Raw genomic sequence first — 18,128 nt, forward strand, 5'->3', positions numbered from 1 at the left:
CTAAATCCCGACGTGCTTCTGACCGCGCTTCCTGGCAAGCGCGATCTGGAGCTGCCGTTGACGGTAGCGCAGCCGGTCGTCGTCGGTGCGCGTGTGGTAGCAGTTGCTGCAGGAAACGCCTTCCTCGTAGAGAGGCGACGTGATCTCCTCTGCGGTAATCGGATTGCGGCAGGCATGACAGAGCTTGTGCTCGCCTTCCTTGAGTCCGTGCTCGACCGAGACTCGCTCGTCGAAGACGAAGCAGGCGCCGTCCCAGAGACTTTCCTCCTGCGGAACTTCTTCCAGGTATTTCAGAATGCCGCCCTTGAGGTGGTAGACCTCCTCAAAACCTTGCTCTTTCATGAAAGCCGTCGCCTTTTCGCAGCGGATACCACCGGTGCAGTACATGGCGATCTTCGGCTTGTTATGCAGGCCGGTGTTCTGGCGCACCCATTCCGGAAAGTCGCGGAAGGTCTTCGTCTTCGGGTCGACCGCGCCGCGGAAGGTACCGATCGCCGTCTCGTAGTCGTTGCGTGTGTCGATGACAATGGTGTCGGGGTCGGAAATCAGCGCATTCCAATGCTGCGGCGTCACATAGGTGCCGACGACCTTATTAGGGTCGATATTCTCGACGCCCATCGTGACAATCTCTTTCTTGTGCTTCACCTTCATGCGCAGGAAAGGCATCTTGGATGAGCGGCTTTCCTTGTGCTCTAGCGCCGCGAATTCCGGCTGCGCGCGCAGATAGGCGAGCACCGTCCGGATGCCCACATCCGGCCCGGCGATCGTTCCGTTGATGCCCTCATGCGCCAGAAGCAGCGTGCCTTTCACGCCGTTTTCTTCGCAAAGCGCCTGCAGAGGCTCGCGCAGGCTTTCGAAGCGCGGCACGGAAACAAAATGGTAAAGCGCCGCCACGAGGAACGGGCTGGTGTGATTGATGCTGTCGGTCATGCGCGCTGAAATACAGTCTGCAGCGTTTTCGCGCAAGCGTTGGCAATGCGACCTGAAGACACGGATCAGCCCACCTTCGAGATTCAGCTTCAAACTACAGCCAGAGTGCTTCGATCCGACTAGCCTCGCGCCGCGGTTTGTCGGCAAAGACGCGTTCGGCGCTGGCAAGAGCGCTTTGCCGCTCTTCCTGCTGGCGGAAGATGATGGCGTCGAGCAGATGAGCGAGATCTTCGTTGCGGGTAAAGAGCTGCGGCTCGGCCTCAACCAGTTGCGAAAGCACCGAGAGATCATTTATACGGCCGAGCTGCTCTGCCAGTTCCTCGGCGTCATCGTGCTTCGCCTTCATCGCGGCGGGCCACAGATTGCGCAGCAGCGCGTGATAGAGCCGGTAGTCATAGGTTCGCTTGCGCAGTTCATGAAAATCTTCGGCTGCTGCTGTATCGTGGCATGCCGTGAGCGCCGCCCGCGCCCTTCGCAAGGTTCGCTGCCAGCCTTTGGCGAGCATGCGAGCGTTTCTGCGATGGCTGTTTTTGAAGGAAACCTCATCGAACGCGGCGATCGCATCCTTCAGCGTCACGGCCGTCTCGTGAAGCTTCTGTTCAAGCCCGCTTTCGGCCTTGGCCATCCAGTCGCGGCGTGCTTCCAGAACGGCGACGATGCGGCTGAGCGCCTCGCTCTCTGCGTCGCTGCGGGCGCCTTTTTGCAGATATTCGGCGGTGCCGATCAGAGCTGCTGCGTCCCTGATCGCCGAGAGCGATTTTGCGATGTCGCGCAGTCTGGCATTTTCCCGCTTCTGAAAGTCCGGCACCTCTTTCGCCACGAGCCGGTAAAGCGAGCGCAGCCGCTTCAGATTCTTGCGAAAATCATGAACCGCTTCGTCCGCGCCGTCCGGCCGCTTCTCAAGAACGGCAATGGCGCGTTCAAGCTGTTCCGTCGCCACCCTTCGGAACTCATCGGTAAAATCCGCATCAGGCCGTATGCGAAAGGGCATCCTGATCGTACTCGAATTCGGTGGCGAGTGCCTGGTTGGAATAGCGGAAATCGCCGGTCACTTCGCGGCCGAGCCAAGCGGGACGGGAGGGATTGTCATCCTCGGACCCCATTTCCACTTCCGCAATCACCAGCCCGCGGTGCGCGCCGGCAAAAACGTCGACTTCCCAGACGAAGCTGTCATGCGGCACGCGGTAGCGCGTCTTTTCAATCACGAGGCCGATGGCGCTCTGCATCAGTTCTTCGGCATCGGAAACAGGCATTTCGTATTCGAACTCGTCGCGGGTGACAGTGCTGCGGCCAATCTTGATCGTCAGCTTCGCTTTCTTTCCGTCGAGGATGCGCACACGCACGGAGCGGTCGTCCATCGAGGCGATGTAGCCCTGCCGGAGGACCGATTTCGTCTCGGCCTTTGCGCGCCAGCCGTCGTTGCGTACCAGAAATTTCCGCTCGATCTCTTTCGCCATTTCAGTGAACCTTTTGTGACGATCGCCGTACCGTAACGTAAATCTCCCGGGAGGGATACCCACCTTCGTGCCGCATCTGTTTTGTCTCGACAAAGCCCGTCCGCAGGGGTATTCGGGAGCCCGAATTCAACGCTTTAAGGAACCGTGCTGCTATGGGCGAGAAGACAGAAAAGCTCCTTTCCATCCTCAAACTCCAGCCAGTCGTTCCGGTGCTCATCGTCGATGACGTGAAGTCCGGCGTTTTGTTGGCGCGCGCGCTGGTCGCAGGCGGTCTGAAGGCGATCGAGATCACCATGCGCACGCCTGCCGCACTCGATACGGTCCGCGCCGTTGCGCAGGAAGTCGAAGGTGCCGAAGTCGGCACAGGCACGATCCTGAACGCCCAGCACTGGGATGCAGCCGTTGCCGCCGGCTCGAAGTTCGTCGTCAGCCCAGGCGCCACGCAGGAACTGCTCGCCGCGGCATCGAAATCGCCGGTTCCGCTGCTGCCGGGCGCTGCGACGGCCAGCGAAGTCATGGCGCTTCGCGAAGAAGGTTATCAGGTGCTGAAGTTCTTCCCGGCCGAGCAGGCGGGTGGTGCGGCATACCTCAAGGCGCTCTCCTCACCGCTCGCCGGCACGTTCTTCTGCCCGACCGGCGGCATTTCGCTCAAAAATGCCAATGACTACCTGTCGCTGCCGAACGTCATTTGCGTCGGCGGATCCTGGGTAGCGCCGAAGGAACTCGTCGCCGCGGGCGATTGGGCAGGCATCACCAAACTCGCCTCGGAAGCGGCTGCGCTGAAGGCCTGACATTTTCCCCGAGCGTTCTAGGATGCCGGCGGTTTCGCCGGCATTTGTATTTGCCGGTTTGCTTCCTATCTTCAGGTCTGCCTTTAACAGGGAGACGATGAACGATGTTCGACGCGAAGAAGCTTCTTGACCAGTTTCTGGGCTCGCAAATACCGGGCGTTGGCGGCAGTGTCCGCGACAGAGCCGGAGATACCGTCCAGTTGGCCAAGGACAATCCGTGGAAGGCCGGCGCGTTGGCAACCGTGCTTCTTGGAACGAAAACGGGCCGAAATATCGCCGGCAATGCGCTTGCGATCGGCGGGCTTGCGGCTATCGCCGGTCTCGGCTACCAGGCCTACAAGAATTACCAGGCAGGTCAGGCGCCCGCCACGCCTTCGGATGTCGCTCCACCCTCGACGCCCGTTCTGCTGCCGGCACCGGCCGAATCTGGCTTCGGCCCGGCATCGCCCGCAGGCAGCAATGAATTTGCCCTCGTGCTCATCCGCGCCATGATCGCGGCGGCCAAGGCCGACGGGCATATCGATGATGCCGAGCGTGCGCATATCATGGACAAGATGAAGGCCGCCGATGTAAGCGGCGAAGCCGCGTCCTTCATCGAGCATGAGCTTGCCTCGCCGACCGATCTCGACGCGCTGGTCGCCGCCGCCAGGACCGAGGAACAGAAGGTCGAGCTCTATACGGCCTCGCGCCTGACGATCGAGCCCGACTCGCGTGCTGAGCGCGGCTATCTCGACCTTCTTGCCGGCCGTCTCGGCCTTGCCGATGCGCTTGTGGACCACATCGAAGCAACGGTTTCCTCCGCCAAGGTTTCCTTGTCACAGTGACATGCGGGCCGGTTGCCTTTCCCGGGCGTCTGGCCTATCCACTCTTCCGATGAGAGGAGTGAGCATGCGCGATCTATCGAATTTCAAGGTGCCGGGACCTGATTATGTGACACTGAAGGGGCGCTACGTGACCGTCGAGCCCTATGTCCGCGCGGAGCATCTTCAGGCGCTCTGGGACGGCCTCGGCGGCATGGGTATCAATCCGCTGCTTCTCTATTTTTCGCAGGACGATTTCACCGGCTTCGACGATTTTGCCATGTGGCTCGAGAACGCTCATGCCAAGTCCGGCTGGCTTACCCACGTCTTTCGCAACAATGCCACCGACAGGATCGTCGGCATGGCCAATTACATGCGCGCCGACCCGGCCAACGGCGTCGTCGAAATCGGCGGTGTGGCGCATGGGCCGGATATGAAGCGTTCGCCGCTTTCCACCGAAGTGCATTACCTGATGGCCAAGCATGTCTTCGAAGACCTTGGTTACCGCCGCTACGAATGGAAGTGCGACAACAACAACGAAGCCAGCAAGACGACGGCGGCACGCTACGGCTTCACCTTCGAAGGCGTGTTCCGCCAGCATATGATCTCCAAGCGGCGCAACCGCGATACCGCCTGGTTCTCCATGATCGACAGCGAATGGCCGATAATCAAGGAAGCTTTCGAGACCTGGCTTGCGCCGGATAACTTCGATGCCGAAGGCAAGCAGCGCCGGCGCCTGCAGGATATCCGTGCCGATCTCGAAAAGGAAAGGCTCGCATGAGCCCGGAAAGCCGTTCTCAGGCGATCGCCGCCGGGATCATCCTCGTCGGGGTAGGGCTGGTCATCTATTTCCTGCCGACGCTTGTTCTTTGGATCGGCAATTACTCTCCAGCGCTCGCGTTTGTCGCCGGCGCGGCGCTGCTGCTCGGCTTCTTCGCGATATTCTGGCTGAGGGCGCGGTACCAACGAGGTAGGGGGAAGTAACAGCCTACCCCTGAAGCGAGGCGCCCAGCAGCAGCACGCCCATGAAAATCACTAGAACGGCACCCAGAATTTCGATCGCGTTGCCAACCCAGACTGAAGTCGTCGAGCCGCGGCCCGATATGCGAACGGCGGTGCCTTTGGCGGTGACGGCAAGGATCGCGAGGACGGCGACCGTGATGGCCGTGCCAAGCGACATGGCGAGCACGGAAAAAATACCGCCGAGATAAAGGCCGTTCAGCAGCGAAAAGGTCATGACGAGCAGCGCGCCGGAGCAGGGGCGGAGGCCGACGGCAACGATCGCCGACCAGGCTTCCCGGATGCTGAACGTGTCGCCGCCCAGCAGCGACGGGTCCGGCGCATGAGAGCGGCCGCAGGTTTCGCAGGCCATGCCGGAGATGAAGTTGTGCCCCGCCCGGCGTGCCTGCTTCTCGCCGAAGGCAGAGGTCTCCCTGCGGCTTTCGTTGTCCTTCCAGTCGAGCATCATGCTGATCGGACCGGCCGAGGTTTCCACGACCTCGCGTTTTGGTAGGCCGCTGACCATCGAACGCAGTTTGCGAAAAAGCAGCCAGCCGCCGAAGGCGATGACCATGACGAAGCTTGTGATCTCCATCGCATTCGTCGCCTGCGTCAGTGTGATGCCGCTACCGCGCAGGATGAGCCAGGCACCACCAACGAGCGCCACTGCCACCGCACCCTGGAGGAAGGCTGAGATGAAGGAGATTGCTACGCCGCGCTTCAGCTCGATTTCGTTGGCGATCATGTAGGAGGAGATCACTGCCTTGCCGTGCCCGGGGCCTGCTGCATGGAAGACGCCATAGGCGAAGGATAGGCCGACCAGAGACCCGAGTTGCCACGGGTCTTCGCGCATCGCCCTCAGTGCCGCGGTCAACGCGCGGTAGAAGGCCTGCTGCTCGTAATTGATGTAGGCAAGCAGCGGTGCCAGCGGGCCGCCTGTCGGCTGGAAACTCGGCTCCGCGGTTCCGATCCCGAGCGGCGATTGCGCATGTGCCCCGCTCATCAGCGCAAGCAATGCAAATGCGGCCATCGGAAGGAACAGCGAAGCGTTCCGTTTCAGCATGAAACCTCCAGCTTGGTGGCAAAGAGCTTGGACATGTTGGTGCCGGTCGGATCGTTGAAGAAGGCGTCAGTGAGCGACTGCTTGTTCTGAGAAATCACCTGATCGGCGTCCGGCCGCAACACATCATGCTTGCAGTTCTTGAAGCCGTCGCCAACCATCGCCAGTTCCTTGTCCGTCGGAAAGTCGATCGAGGTGTAGAGCGTCGGATCGTAGACGCCGAAAGTGAGCTTGCCCTTCAGCGGCATCTTCTCCGTGGGTTTGACCGCGAAGAACATCAGAAGCTGGCCCTCCTTGTAGTCGACGTGAATGATGTCCGGCTTCTGCACGGTAACGTTCTTCCCGTCGATCGTCAGGTTCATGTAGTAGTCGTAGTCCGAGAGCGATTCCCGGACGGTCTTGCCGACTTCGGCGAGTTCGTTCGGCTCCAGCTTCAAATCGGTGTTCTTGTCGAAATCCATGACGACCGAGGAGGAGAACACCTCGTCGAAGCGCCAGACGTTCCGCAGCTCCTGAATGCTGCCGTCGGGCGCTGCCACGACTTCGAGCCGAGCTTCCACGAAAATATGCGGATGTGCCATGGCGGTGACCGGCGCAAGCGAGATCAGCGCGGCCGTAAGGAAAGTCGATTTTTTCATGCTTCGGGTTACCGCTCTGTCCCAAATCGGTTGGTGTTTTCTTGCCGGAGAATGGGACGGAATTGGGACCGGCCTCAAAGCGGCAAGGTGAATCAGGTCTGATTCAAGGGTGCCTCTTGAACCAAGCATGGAGGTAATCCACGAAGATGCGGACCTTTGCGGGCAGGTAGCGCCGGTGCGGATAGACGGCATAAATCCCGCGATCGGTGGGTATGTAGTCGTTGAACAGCGTCACGAGCCGGCCGTCCTCGATCGGTTTGCGGGCGATGAAATCCGGAATGACTGCGATGCCGATTCCGGAGAGAGCCGCGCGTAATGTCGCATGCGGACTGTTCACTTCGATCGGTCCGGAAACTGCGACCGCGAAGGACGTGCTGTCCGGATTATAGAATCGGACGCTGGCCTGCGTACGCGAATTCGTATCGACGATGAAGGGAACGTTGGAAATGTCCGCCGGATGTTCGATGTTTGGATAACGCTCGAGAAACTCCGGTGTCGCGCAGACATGCACGCGGAAATCCGAGATCTTGCGCGCAATCATCCCCGAATCTTCAAGCTTCGTAACGCGGATCGCCAGGTCGAAGCCTTCTTCGATCAGATCGACGAACCGGTCGTCCGCCGCGATTTCCAGCTGCAGGTCCGGGTTCTCCTTGGCGAAATCGATCAGCGACTGACCAACATCAGCGTCGACAAAGGTACGTGGCGCCGAGATCTTCAGCCGGCCTTTGAGCTGCGCGTTGTTCTCGCGCACCAGATCGGCGAGGTTGTCGATCTCCTTCAGGATGTCAGAGGCGGTGCGATAATAGGTGTGACCGGCTTCCGTCATCGAGAACTGGCGAGTAGTGCGGTTGAGCAACAGGGCGCCGAGTTCGTCTTCCAGCTCGCGCACATACTTGGAGAGCAGCGCCTTGGAGCGGCCGGTGCGCCGCGCCGCGGCGGAAAAACCTTCCGCTTCAACGACATCGATGAAGGCGCGTATGCGGGTCAGTGTGTCCATGGCCATCCTCCGTTGTTGAGGAAGACTGAACAAATTGCGCGTGTTTGTTCAATTTATTTTTTTGAGGGAGGGGCAAAAAAATTCTTGATTATGACTGCGAATATTCTTATCTCGTCCTCAGCCCAAAGTCGCACGTGCCCATGGGTGTCCGCCGACCCTCGATTAGGTGAGGTCATCGGTAAGGTACCTGGAACTAACCCCTCCAGTCGCTATTCCGGCCAACCGGGAAATGCGAGGACGCCTAAGCAACGACGGTGCGGGCCTTTCTGGTGTCTTCCGGCTTTCCATCAGCCGGGGTTACTGAAGAGGCACACCTTCATTGCCGGAAGTGCGGTTGGGATTTTCCCTCCAATCCATGGCAGACAAAGCCGAACTATGCCGCTGTCGTGGCGTTGGTTCAATATTTGCGCATCGAGCGCTTGCTATGGTTCCGGGGTCTCCACCGGCTGGTTCCAACGCGAGCATTCGTATGCCCTTTGTCCTCCGGTTTTCGCCGGAGCTCTGGAATTGGAAGAGGGAATCGATATGACCACCCAGCGCATCCGCGACTTTCTCGCAACCCGACGTCCCGACGGTCCGTGCCTCGTGGTCGACCTCGACGTCGTGCGCGACAATTTCAACGCCTTTCGTCATGCGATGCCGGACAGCGCGATCTACTATGCCGTCAAGGCCAACCCGGCTCCGGAAGTGCTGAAGCTGCTGGCAAACCTTGGGTCCAATTTCGACTGCGCGTCCGTCGCCGAAATCGAAATGGCGCTGGATGCCGGTGCGACCTCTGTCCGCATTTCCTACGGCAACACGATCAAGAAGGAACGCGACGTCGCCCGCGCTCACGCGCTCGGCGTCAGCCTCTTTGCTGTCGACAGCCACGAAGAAGTCGAGAAGATCTCACGCGCTGCGCCCGGCGCCCGCGTGTTCTGCCGTGTGCTGACAGATGGCGAAGGTGCTGAATGGCCGCTGTCGCGCAAGTTCGGCTGCGTCCCGCAGATGGCCGTCGACGTTCTCGTCTACGCCCATCAGCTTGGCCTCGAATCCTACGGCGTGTCGTTCCATGTCGGCTCGCAGATGACCAAAGTCGATGCCTGGGACTCGGCTCTCGCCGATGCCAAGCGCGTCTTCGTGCAGCTCGCTAAGCAGGGCATTCACCTGCAGATGGTCAACATGGGCGGCGGCTTCCCGACGAAGTACCTTCGCGACGTTCCGTCGGCTGAGGCTTACGGCCGTTCGATCTACCAGAGCCTGCGCGATCACTTCGGCAACCAGATCCCGAAGACGATCATCGAGCCGGGCCGCGGCATGGTCGGCAATGCCGGCGTCATCAAGTCTGAAGTGGTGCTTGTCTCGAAGAAGTCGGACAACGACACGGCACGCTGGGTGTTCCTCGACATCGGCAAGTTCGGCGGTCTCGCCGAAACGATGGATGAGGCCATCCGCTACCCGATCCGCACCGAGCGCGACGGCGACAAGATGGAACCTTGCGTCATCGCCGGCCCGACCTGCGATTCGGCCGACGTGCTCTACGAGAAGAACCTCTATCCGCTGCCGGTGAGCCTCACCATCGGCGACGAGGTTCTCATAGAAGGTACCGGTGCCTACACGACGACCTATTCGGCGGTCGCTTTCAATGGCTTCGAACCGCTGAAGGCCTACGTTATCTGATCCAGCCGGCCCCGTAGCCAATCGGGGCGGCAACCTCACAATTCTCTTCAATCGCCGCTGATAACGGTATTGGGTACGGGAGGCCAAGATGGCCGCTGTTCTTGATTCTGTCCGCGCATTGTTTGCGCCCTCTGTCTTCACCATCGACGCCGAGAATCCGTCGGATGTGGTTGCACGCGAGAATCTGCTCGATCGCGCAATGGGTCCGAATCGCCGCAAGAAGTCGTCGGAGAAGATCCGCCGCGGCCGCATTCCGGCCGAAGGACTGGCACTCGTCGCGCGCGACCGCGACGGCCATGTCATTGGTACCGTGCGTCTTTGGAATATCGAAGCCGGCGTCAACACCGACGGCACGCCGATCAATGCCCTGCTGCTTGGCCCGCTCGCCGTCGATCCGACCTTTGAGGGCAAGGGTGTCGGTTCGGCGCTGATGCGCGCAGCCGTTCTCGAAGCCAAGAACCGCGGGCACGGTGCCATCCTGCTCGTCGGCGATGCTGCCTACTATGAGCGTTTCGGCTTTTTCGCCGAAAAAGCTTGCCATCTCGTCATGCCCGGTCCCTTCGAACGCTCGCGCTTCCTGGCGCTGGAACTGACGGAAGGCTGGCTTGACGGCGCGGCCGGCATGATCGTTCCCTCGGGGCGCATGCTGACCAGCGCGCCGGTCCGCAAGGCGGCCTGACCGGCTGAAGCCTCTCCCTGAAAAGGGGGGCTTCAAGCACCTATGCGTTGCCCCTGCGCTATCAGCCATTGGACCGACTCCTGTATAGCCTGGAGAGAGCTGTAGCGCGGCGTGAACTGCAGCAACTGTTTCGCCTTCTGCATCGAGCAATTCGGGCTTCGGGCGATGTGCTCCCACGTTGCCTTCGCGTCCTCGGCGCTCTCCATTTTTGACCATTCGTCATAGGGGAGGAACTCGAGTCTCGGCTCATGTCCGAACCAGCGAAACATCGCTTCTGCATAACCTCTAAGTGTCAGGGCTTGACCGGAGACCGCATGGAAGCTCTCTCCGGTCGATGCGCGCCAATTGCCGGTAGCAGCCATGAACATGCCTGCTACGTCGTCGGCGTGAATGTGATGAACCGTCTCCAGGCCGAAATTCGGCAGTCTCAGCGTCTCGCCGCGAGCAATCGTTGAAAAGACGGAAACGTTGAAGTGTCCGGCAGGATTGAGTGGAGACCAGCCGGGTCCGACGATATGGCCGGGATGGATGAGGGTTGCGGGAAAGCCCCGCCCCCGTGCCTCGCCTAGAAGATAGTCCTCGATCGCCTTCTTTTGCACGCCGTAGTCTCCAAAGGGCGTTTTTGGCGCGTCCTCGCGCGTCGGAACCGAAATGGAGTGGCCGTGTGTCCAGATAGTGCCGGTGTGCAGAAAATGACCGACATGGCCGTCCAATGCTTCCAGCAGATGGCGAGCACTTTCCAGCGTGAAACAGATCATGTCGATGACGATATCCGGTTTCAGCGCGCGGATGGCGGGGCCGAAGCTGCCTTCCTCCTCCATCGGCGCTCTATCCATCTGCCGTCGCTCGACACTTTTCCATGTCGTATGGGGAATATAGGGTTCCGCTTTGCCCCGGCTGATGGCGACCACCTCATGGCCAGCTTCCACAAGATGTGGGACGAGATACGTGCCGACATGGCCGGTCGCTCCGATTACGATTACGCGTGCCATAGTCTGACGCTCCTGCCGTGTGTTGATCTGGTCCGGCCGATATGTTGGGCGGTCTGTCGATAGGGCAAGCAAGATCATAAACTTTCACGTCCGCGTGAATCGGCTCCGCGAGTGGATGAATTCTTCCTGGGATTGCGCTAGCTCATAGCGATGATCAGAGCCTTCCTCATATGGTTTGCCCTATTCCTTTCCGTCGCGCCGGTCTCAGCCCAGCAGGAAGACGATCGCCTTGCGTCCTTGCTCGAAAACTTCGCTTCCCGCGAGGAACTGAAACCGCTGAAAACCATCATCATTTCACGTGACGGAAGGATCGTGGCTGAGCGCGGCTATCGCGGACATACGGTCTCCGAACCGACGAATATCAAGTCTGCGTCGAAAGCGATCATCTCCGCGCTTGTCGGTATCGCCATCAGCAAGGGCGTGCTCGAAGGACCGGATCAGAAGATTGCGCCGATCCTGAAGGCGGATCTGCCGCAATCACCCGATCCACGGCTGAACGAGGTCACCATTGGAAACCTGCTGTCCATGCAGGCAGGGTTGGGCCGCATGTCGGGACCGAACTACGGCCGCTGGGTTTCGAGCCGAAACTGGGTGCGCTTTGCACTCTCCCAGCCTTTCGATGACGAGCCCGGCGGCCAGATGCTTTATTCGACCGCCTCGACACATCTCCTGTCTGCAATCCTGACGAAGGCGAGCGGTAAGACAACCCTTGCCCTGGCACGAGAATGGCTCGGGCCAGTCGAAGGCTTCCGCATCGGCGCCTGGGAGCGCGATCCGCAGGGCATCTATCTCGGCGGAAACCAGATGGCCATGAGCGCCCGCTCCTTGCTTGCCTTCGGCGAGCTCTATCGCAACGGCGGCAGGACGCCAGAGGGGCGACAGGTCGTTCCTGCCGAGTGGATTGCGTCCTCCTGGCAGCTGCGCACCAACTCGCGCTTTTCGGGCGATGCCTATGGCTACGGATGGTTCGAGCGCAATCTCGGCGGCGAGGACGTGCATTTCGCATGGGGCTACGGCGGGCAGATGCTCTACATCGTGCCGTCGCTCAATCTGACCGTGGTGATGACGTCGGAGGAAAGCGGGCCATCAGCCCGCAACGGCTATCGCGATGCCTTGCATGGGGTGCTGGGCGAGATTATCGAAAATGCGCGAACATCTTAGGGATGATGAAGGCACACCGCCATCATCATCCGGAGATCAATCGGTCAGGCCGAAATATCGACGACACCGCAATCGCCTGCTTCCGAGGCGAAGGCAAGCAGCTTGCCATTCTTGCTCCAGCTCATTGCCGTGATTGCGCCCTTGCCAGGGCGGCGGATCAGCGCTTCCTTGCTGTCGGCGATGCGCACGGCAAGGATCATGCCGTCGATGAAGCCGATTGCAAGGATGTCCTCTGCCGGGTGGAACTTGACCGCGGTCGCCATGATGTTGGCGCGTGTGCCGAGTTCCAGCGGCGCCTTGCCCATCGGCCCGTCCTTGCCTTGGAAGGGCCAGACGATCGCTGCCGGTGCGCCAGATGAGGCGAGCCACTTGCCCTTGGCGGACCAAGAAACTGACTTCACCTTAGCCGGGTAACCGGTCATGCGCATGTGGCGGGCCTCGGCGCCAGGTTTGATGTCGAGTTTCCAGCCGTGCAGCGCATTTTCCTGCATGTTCGTCACGAGGAAATTGCCATCAGGCGAAAAGGTAACGCCGGTATGCGCACCCTTCCATTCCAGATCAACCGGCTTTGCGTTCATGCCGACCCAGTGCAGCGACACGCCGTTGTAGCGCGCCGCGGCGATGCGCATGCCCTTCGGCGCGAAGGCGAGGCCTTCGACGGTGCGTTCCTCGGCGAATTCCTTGGTCTCGCCATTCGACAGGCGAACGAACGTGCTCTTTCCATAGGCATAGGCAACAGCGCCTTGCGGGCCTGCGGCCACCTGCGAAATCCATTTGCGCGGCGCACTGGCTATGTCGCTGACGCCGGCATCGGCCGCAATGCGCAGCACCTTGCCATCTTCGCCGCCGGAGATCAGGCTTTCGCTGTAGGGATCGCGAATGCAGGTGAGCATGCCCTGATGCGCTTCGGAAACCTTCTCGCCGCCATCCAGCCGGTGAAACGTGCCGTTGGCATTCGCGAAGAAGGGAACATCACCTAAAAATTCGACGGCCAGAATGTGGCCGTCGAGATCAAGCGGGGCAACTGTAGGCATCAGGCCGCGGCCTCACATGCCTTGAAGGAGGCTTCGAGCTTTTCGCGGTCGAGTTCGCGGCCGATGAAAACGAGACGCGTCTCATGCTTCTCGCCGTCCTTCCACGGACGCTGATGGTCGCCCTCCACGATCATGTGCACGCCCTGGATGACATAGCGCTCGGCATCGTCCTTGAAGGCAATGATGCCCTTGAGGCGCAGGATGTTCGGGCCCTGCGTCTGGGTGACCTTCTGGATCCAGGGAAAGAAGCGTTCGGGGTTCATCTCGCTGCCGCGGAGCGATACTGACTGCACCGTCACATCGTGGATCGGCGACACCGCGCCGTGGTGATGATGGCCATGATCGTGGCCATGATGGTCGTGGTCATGGTTATGCGCGTGATGATGGTGATCGTGGTCGCAATCCGGGCCGCAGACATGATCGTCGTGATCGTGCTCCAGGAAGTGCGGGTCGTTTTCCAGGGCGCGCTCCAGATTGAAGGCACCTTGGTCGAGTACGCGGGCGAGATCGACGCCGGAGCGGCTGGTCTTGTAAACGCGAGCCGACGGGTTGATGGCGCGGACGATATCCTCGATCTGCGCCAGTTCTTCTGGCGTGACGAGGTCGGTCTTGTTGATGAGGACGACGTCGGCAAAGGCGATCTGGTCCTCGGCCTCGCGGCTGTCCTTCAGGCGCAACGGGAGGTGCTTGGCATCGACGAGGGCGACGACGGCATCGAGCTCGGTCTTGGCGCGCACGTCGTCATCCATGAAGAACGTCTGGGCGACCGGCACCGGATCGGCAAGGCCGGTGGTTTCGACGATGATGCCGTCGAAGCGGCCGGGGCGGCGCATCAGGCCTTCAACCACACGGATCAGGTCGCCGCGCACGGTGCAACAGACGCAGCCGTTATTCATCTCGTAGATTTCCTCGTCCGACTCGACGATCAGGTCGTTGTCGATGCCAATCTCGCCGAACTCGTTGACGATCACCGCATATTTCTTGCCGTGGTTTTCGGACAGGATGCGGTTAAGCAGCGTCGTCTTGCCGGCACCGAGATAGCCGGTGAGCACGGTGACGGGGATGGGCTTCTGCAGGGTCGAAATTGCGTCGGTCATGAGAACCTCGAAGAATGGGTTTGCCGCCGAGGGGGCTTTAAACGGTCGGTTTCATATAAGGGTTCGAGCGGATCAGTTCAAAGGGTTTTATAATGTTATAAGATCACATCGGCTCTGCTGCAAAAGCAGAACTAGAGACCAGCGAGTTTCAGCCGCACCGTCAGAAGATCGATGAAAGCGCGGACTTTCGCCGGCGGAAATCTGTTCTCCTGCCAAAGCGCATGGATGGGAACCGGCTTCGGTTCGAATTCCTTCAGCACAAGCTCGATGCTGCCTTTGTCAATGAGATGCCTGACCTGCCAGAGCGGAGAATACGCTATCCCGAGACCATGGCTCGCCGCCGAATAAATCGCCGCCATCGTGTTCGCCCGAAACGACCCGCTGACCGTGATCGCGCGCGGTTTCCCATCAATCAGAAACGACCATTGGCCTGGTCGTTGATCGATCGTTCTGACGAGACAGGCGTGGTGCCGCAAATCCGAAGGGTGCTCAGGGCGGCCATGCCGCTCGAAATAGGAAGGCGCACCGAAGACAACCCTGCGCAACGCGCCGAGACGCTTTGCCTGCAGGCCGGAGTCCGGCAAATCGGCAATTCGCAGCACGAGGTCGAGGCCTTCCGCGGCCAGATCCACGAATGCGTCCGAAAGTTGAAGGTCGACCTCGACGCTTGGATAGGTGCGCATATACTCGGCGATAATCGGTACGAGAAACTCCGGGCCGAACAGAACCGGTGCGCCGACCCGCAGTATACCGGATGGCTCCGAGCGTCTGTTGTTGGCTTCGAGTTCTGCCTCTCTGATCTCGGCTACCGCCGGCTTTAGGCGTTTGTAGAAGGCCAACCCCGCCTCGCTTGCGCCGGATTGACGCGTCGTGCGGTGGACGAGTTGGACGCCGATATCCTCCTCCAGTGCCGCAAGCGATCGGCTGACGGCCTGAAATGGCGGGCTGCGTTGGTCATGCTGCCATGTTCGATGATCGCAATGAATGTTTCCAGATCTGCAAGGCGGCTCATTCCATTATCTCATATTTCGAGATGAAGAATGAATTTCTACGATGATTGTCTCGAGGATCGCAACTGCGTACTTCCAGGTCATTCGCAAACTTGGAGAAAGCACGATGCAATCGACTGGTCCGACCATCCTCGTTATAGGTGCGACTGGAAAATTCGCCCGGCTGGTAGTGCCCGAACTCGCGCGACGAAAAGCTGCGGTACGTGCGCTTGTGCGCAAGCCCTCCCAAGGTGACGGCGCGCTGGCGGCGGGCGCAACGGAACTTGCGATCGGAGACCTTCGAAACGCCGACAGTCTCATCAGTGCAATGGCGGGGGTCGATGGCGTCTTTCATATTGGCCCTGCCTTCTCGCCCGATGAAGCCACTATGGGCGTGGCGTTGGTCGAGGCCGCAGAGCGTGGTGGCGCGCGGAAGTTCGTTTTTTCTTCCGTCATCCAGCCCACGAACACGCGGCTGAAGAACCACGCCAGCAAGGTCCCCGTGGAGGATGCGCTGTATTCATCGAGGCTGGAGTACACGATCCTGCATCCGGCAAACTTCATGCAGAACATCGGTCTGGCGTGGCCCGGCGTTGTCGAAAGTGGCCGCTTTTCGGAACCCTTCCCGAATGAAGCCAAGGTTGCGCGCGTGGATTATCGCGACGTCGCGGAAGTGGCGGCCATCGCCTTGACGAGCGAACGGCTTGCTTATGCCACATTGGAGCTCTGTACGGGCATGTTCAATCGAAACGAGATCGCATCCATCATGTCGGAAGAACTCGGCCGTTCGATCCAGGCGTGTGAGTCCAGCTTTTCGCAATGGGCGGCCGGTGCGCGTCTTCCATACGGCGATCGTGAGCTGCAGCTGCTCGCCGATGTTCATGGGCACTACAGCAAGTACGGTCTTGGGGGAAACAGCCTGTCGCTTGCCGCGGCTCTTGGACGAGAGCCTCGCTCGCTGCGTCAATATATCCGTGAGCTCGTCCAGGGCACCCCCTCTGTTGTTCCTGCGCGAGACAAGGAGAAGAAACATGGCTGATTTCGAACGACGGTCGCGGACAAGGAAGCTCCCTTCCTCCTATACTGTTGTCGTGATGCCGCTGGTGCTTTCCGTCTTCATGTCGGGCATCGTGTCGGCTGTTGCGACGGTGGTGAACGTAGGGCTTGGAGCCACCTTCATCACAAAATGGCCCGGTGCGTGGGGAACGTCCTGGGCGGTTGCGTTTCCCAGCCTGCTGATGATCCTTCCGGTGGTACGCCGTATCGTATCGGCAGTTGTCGAAACGCCGCGATGAGGTAGTAGATCGTGCGCCCATTTCTTCGTTTCGGCTGGCTCCAACGCTCAACCCGCCCTATTCTGGAAGGCGCAATTGACAAACCGAGCTGCTAGCTTAGCACCTCCGTGTCAAACGCATCCACATCCTGCAGCAGTTCGACCAGCCCCTTGACCGCATGCGCGATCAGCGCTTCGCCCTTTTCGACCGTAGCGGCGGCGGCGTTCCCTGCTGCGCCTCGGGCATTCAGATCGGACATCTTCCAGCCGAAGGCGTGCGGTCCGTAGGCCCGCAGATGCTTGAAGCGTGCGATGAATTCTGACTGCTGCGAAGTAAAGTTCCGAGCTTCGGATATCGCAACCTTGCCGGGATGCAATGCGAGCATCACCGAGGTTTCGATATCGCCGCCATGGATGTCGATTGCTTTATTCTGCGCTGAAATCACGTCTTCCGGCACGCCGAAACGGGTCCAGCTGGTTGCGACGGCCAGCATGTTGAACTTCATCCGCGCTTCGGTCGCGACGATGGTCATCAGCGGCGAATTTCCGCCGTGGGCGTTCAGCATCATCAGCTTGCGAATGCCGAGATCGTGCAGCATTCCGGCAATCGCGAGCCAGCGGTGGATCGCTTCGCAGCAGGTCAGCGTCTTGGTACCGTCGACATCCATGTGTTCCGTCGAATAGCCGATCGGCTCTGTGGGCAGGAAGGTGACAGGCAATGTGGAGGGAAGGGCGGTTTTCAGCCTTTCGACGATACCTTCGGCAATCAGCGTGTCGGTTTCGAAAGGAAGGTGTGGGCCATGCTGCTCGTGCGCGCCGAGCGGCAATACCGCGATCCAGTTCCGCCGGTCTTCGGGCGAAAGTGCGGCGTCGTTGTCCGCGAAGTTCCGGGCAGGCGCTGTCATCCGGTTTCAATGCCCCTTGTTTATGACGTGAACCTGCGCAATGTCATAACGCAGCGTTGTCACGGCTTAAAGATCAAAGGGATGGCGATGGGGAAGAAGCACAAAGACGGCAAGAAAAACAAGTCCAAGAAAAAGGACCAGACCGAATATACGCTTGCCGATCTTTCGCCGGCTTTGACGCAAGCTGCGCGGTCCATGCGCACGGTGCTCTCGCGTAATCTGCTTGAGAGTGGGCTTTACGCCGGCCAGGACGGCGTCATTCTTTTGCTTGCTGAAACCGATGGCATGACTGCAGGCGGGCTTGCGCAGAAACTCGGCGTCAAGGCGCCGACCATGACCCGCACCATCGGCCGCATGGAAGCGCAAGGCTTCCTCGAACGCAAACCGGATGCTGAAGATGCGCGGCTGACGAAGGTCTATCTCACCGAACTCGGCCGCGGCAGCGTGAAGGCAATTGAGATGGCGGCGTCGGCCTGCGACCGGACGGCTACGCTTGATTTTTCGGAGAAGGAAATCCGCAATCTCGTGCGCTTGCTGAAGGCGATCGACAACAATCTGCAGGCCGAAGCCGTGCCGTTCGAAGAACCCGACGAAATTTGACGGCCGATTAAAATTCGGTTTGCCTCCCTGCGTTTAATCTTTTAATTAAACATTTTAAGGAGCGCTC

The 18,128-nt window shown here is 59.9% G+C and carries 21 protein-coding genes; 10 read left to right on the top strand and 11 right to left on the bottom strand.

All coding sequences use genetic code 11. The annotated features are described in order from the left end of the window. The 3 genes from trhO to ACZ9BX_RS18870 all read right to left on the bottom strand — a co-directional run bounded on the left by trhO (window position 1) and on the right by ACZ9BX_RS18870 (window position 2,387). Window positions 1–930, bottom strand: coding sequence for an oxygen-dependent tRNA uridine(34) hydroxylase TrhO (gene trhO, locus ACZ9BX_RS18860; protein ID WP_476219544.1), 930 nt, complete (start codon window positions 928–930; stop codon window positions 1–3). Between the two features lie 94 nt (window positions 931–1,024). Further along, complete coding sequence (locus ACZ9BX_RS18865) at window positions 1,025–1,921, bottom strand: CHAD domain-containing protein (RefSeq protein ID WP_476219546.1); 897 nt, start codon at window positions 1,919–1,921, stop codon at window positions 1,025–1,027. After that, the gene (locus ACZ9BX_RS18870) at window positions 1,899–2,387 is read right to left on the bottom strand and encodes a CYTH domain-containing protein (protein WP_476219548.1); all 489 of its coding nucleotides are present in this window, start codon (window positions 2,385–2,387) and stop codon (window positions 1,899–1,901) included. The genes ACZ9BX_RS18865 and ACZ9BX_RS18870 overlap by 23 nt, the downstream gene beginning before the upstream one ends. A 152-nt stretch (window positions 2,388–2,539) precedes the next feature. Between ACZ9BX_RS18870 and ACZ9BX_RS18875 the strand changes: the two genes are divergently transcribed. The 4 genes from ACZ9BX_RS18875 to ACZ9BX_RS18890 all read left to right on the top strand — a co-directional run bounded on the left by ACZ9BX_RS18875 (window position 2,540) and on the right by ACZ9BX_RS18890 (window position 4,962). Then, window positions 2,540–3,178: a 2-dehydro-3-deoxy-phosphogluconate aldolase gene (locus ACZ9BX_RS18875; RefSeq protein WP_476219550.1), complete on the top strand. Its 639-nt coding sequence runs from the start codon at window positions 2,540–2,542 to the stop codon at window positions 3,176–3,178. A gap of 104 nt (window positions 3,179–3,282) precedes the next feature. Then, a complete protein-coding gene (locus ACZ9BX_RS18880; protein WP_476219552.1) occupies window positions 3,283–4,002 on the top strand; it encodes a tellurite resistance TerB family protein in 720 nt (239 codons plus the stop codon). A gap of 64 nt (window positions 4,003–4,066) precedes the next feature. After that, on the top strand, window positions 4,067–4,759 hold the full coding sequence (locus ACZ9BX_RS18885) for a GNAT family N-acetyltransferase (RefSeq protein WP_476219553.1): 693 nt from the start codon (window positions 4,067–4,069) through the stop codon (window positions 4,757–4,759). After that, window positions 4,756–4,962 carry a hypothetical protein gene (locus ACZ9BX_RS18890; RefSeq protein ID WP_132562783.1) on the top strand — a complete coding sequence of 69 codons (207 nt, stop codon included), beginning with the start codon at window positions 4,756–4,758 and terminating at the stop codon, window positions 4,960–4,962. Before ACZ9BX_RS18885 ends, ACZ9BX_RS18890 begins: the two co-directional genes overlap by 4 nt. Before the next feature lie 4 nt (window positions 4,963–4,966). On the opposite strand, the gene ACZ9BX_RS18895 is transcribed toward ACZ9BX_RS18890, so the two are convergent. The 3 genes from ACZ9BX_RS18895 to ACZ9BX_RS18905 form a co-directional block, all read right to left on the bottom strand. Further along, window positions 4,967–6,040 (bottom strand): nickel/cobalt transporter, encoded by a 1,074-nt coding sequence (locus tag ACZ9BX_RS18895; protein WP_476219555.1) that lies wholly within the window; start codon window positions 6,038–6,040, stop codon window positions 4,967–4,969. Next, on the bottom strand, window positions 6,034–6,675 hold the full coding sequence (locus ACZ9BX_RS18900) for a DUF1007 family protein (protein ID WP_476219556.1): 642 nt from the start codon (window positions 6,673–6,675) through the stop codon (window positions 6,034–6,036). The genes ACZ9BX_RS18895 and ACZ9BX_RS18900 overlap by 7 nt, the downstream gene beginning before the upstream one ends. 103 nt (window positions 6,676–6,778) lie before the next feature. Continuing rightward, window positions 6,779–7,672, bottom strand: coding sequence for a LysR family transcriptional regulator (locus tag ACZ9BX_RS18905; protein ID WP_476219557.1), 894 nt, complete (start codon window positions 7,670–7,672; stop codon window positions 6,779–6,781). A 525-nt stretch (window positions 7,673–8,197) separates the two neighbouring features. On the opposite strand from ACZ9BX_RS18905, the gene odc2 reads away from it, so the two are divergent. Beyond that, entirely contained in the window at window positions 8,198–9,331 is a 1,134-nt protein-coding gene (gene odc2 / locus ACZ9BX_RS18910) for an ornithine/lysine decarboxylase (RefSeq protein ID WP_476219559.1), read from the top strand. Between the two features lie 88 nt (window positions 9,332–9,419). Then, window positions 9,420–10,010 (top strand): GNAT family N-acetyltransferase, encoded by a 591-nt coding sequence (locus tag ACZ9BX_RS18915; protein WP_476219561.1) that lies wholly within the window; start codon window positions 9,420–9,422, stop codon window positions 10,008–10,010. Between the two features lie 32 nt (window positions 10,011–10,042). Here the strand turns inward: ACZ9BX_RS18915 and ACZ9BX_RS18920 are convergent, their stop codons facing one another. Next, window positions 10,043–11,002: an NAD-dependent epimerase/dehydratase family protein gene (locus ACZ9BX_RS18920; protein WP_476219563.1), complete on the bottom strand. Its 960-nt coding sequence runs from the start codon at window positions 11,000–11,002 to the stop codon at window positions 10,043–10,045. A 150-nt stretch (window positions 11,003–11,152) separates the two neighbouring features. Between ACZ9BX_RS18920 and ACZ9BX_RS18925 the strand changes: the two genes are divergently transcribed. Further along, window positions 11,153–12,163 (top strand): serine hydrolase domain-containing protein, encoded by a 1,011-nt coding sequence (locus ACZ9BX_RS18925; RefSeq protein WP_476219565.1) that lies wholly within the window; start codon window positions 11,153–11,155, stop codon window positions 12,161–12,163. Between the two features lie 44 nt (window positions 12,164–12,207). Here ACZ9BX_RS18925 and ACZ9BX_RS18930 read toward each other — a convergent pair whose 3' ends face one another. From ACZ9BX_RS18930 to ACZ9BX_RS18940, 3 genes are all read right to left on the bottom strand, one after another. Beyond that, window positions 12,208–13,197, bottom strand: a complete 990-nt coding sequence (locus ACZ9BX_RS18930; RefSeq protein ID WP_476219566.1) for a WD40 repeat domain-containing protein — start codon at window positions 13,195–13,197, stop codon at window positions 12,208–12,210. Beyond that, on the bottom strand, window positions 13,197–14,294 hold the full coding sequence (locus ACZ9BX_RS18935) for a CobW family GTP-binding protein (RefSeq protein WP_476219568.1): 1,098 nt from the start codon (window positions 14,292–14,294) through the stop codon (window positions 13,197–13,199). The genes ACZ9BX_RS18930 and ACZ9BX_RS18935 overlap by 1 nt, the downstream gene beginning before the upstream one ends. Before the next feature lie 131 nt (window positions 14,295–14,425). Beyond that, window positions 14,426–15,133, bottom strand: coding sequence for a substrate binding domain-containing protein (locus ACZ9BX_RS18940; RefSeq protein WP_476219569.1), 708 nt, complete (start codon window positions 15,131–15,133; stop codon window positions 14,426–14,428). Window positions 15,134–15,410: 277 nt separating this feature from the next. Here ACZ9BX_RS18940 and ACZ9BX_RS18945 point away from each other — a divergent pair, with 277 nt between their 5' ends. Next, window positions 15,411–16,322 carry an NmrA/HSCARG family protein gene (locus tag ACZ9BX_RS18945; RefSeq protein WP_476219570.1) on the top strand — a complete coding sequence of 304 codons (912 nt, stop codon included), beginning with the start codon at window positions 15,411–15,413 and terminating at the stop codon, window positions 16,320–16,322. Beyond that, entirely contained in the window at window positions 16,315–16,578 is a 264-nt protein-coding gene (locus ACZ9BX_RS18950; RefSeq protein ID WP_476219571.1) for a DUF2798 domain-containing protein, read from the top strand. The genes ACZ9BX_RS18945 and ACZ9BX_RS18950 overlap by 8 nt, the downstream gene beginning before the upstream one ends. Window positions 16,579–16,669: 91 nt before the next feature. Here ACZ9BX_RS18950 and ACZ9BX_RS18955 read toward each other — a convergent pair whose 3' ends face one another. Further along, window positions 16,670–17,461, bottom strand: coding sequence for a creatininase family protein (locus tag ACZ9BX_RS18955; protein WP_476219572.1), 792 nt, complete (start codon window positions 17,459–17,461; stop codon window positions 16,670–16,672). Between the two features lie 87 nt (window positions 17,462–17,548). Here ACZ9BX_RS18955 and ACZ9BX_RS18960 point away from each other — a divergent pair, with 87 nt between their 5' ends. Next, entirely contained in the window at window positions 17,549–18,061 is a 513-nt protein-coding gene (locus tag ACZ9BX_RS18960) for a MarR family winged helix-turn-helix transcriptional regulator (RefSeq protein ID WP_476219573.1), read from the top strand. The last annotated feature ends 67 nt before the right edge of the window (window positions 18,062–18,128 follow it).

This window comes from Rhizobium sp. USDA 3886 (assembly GCF_056279785.1).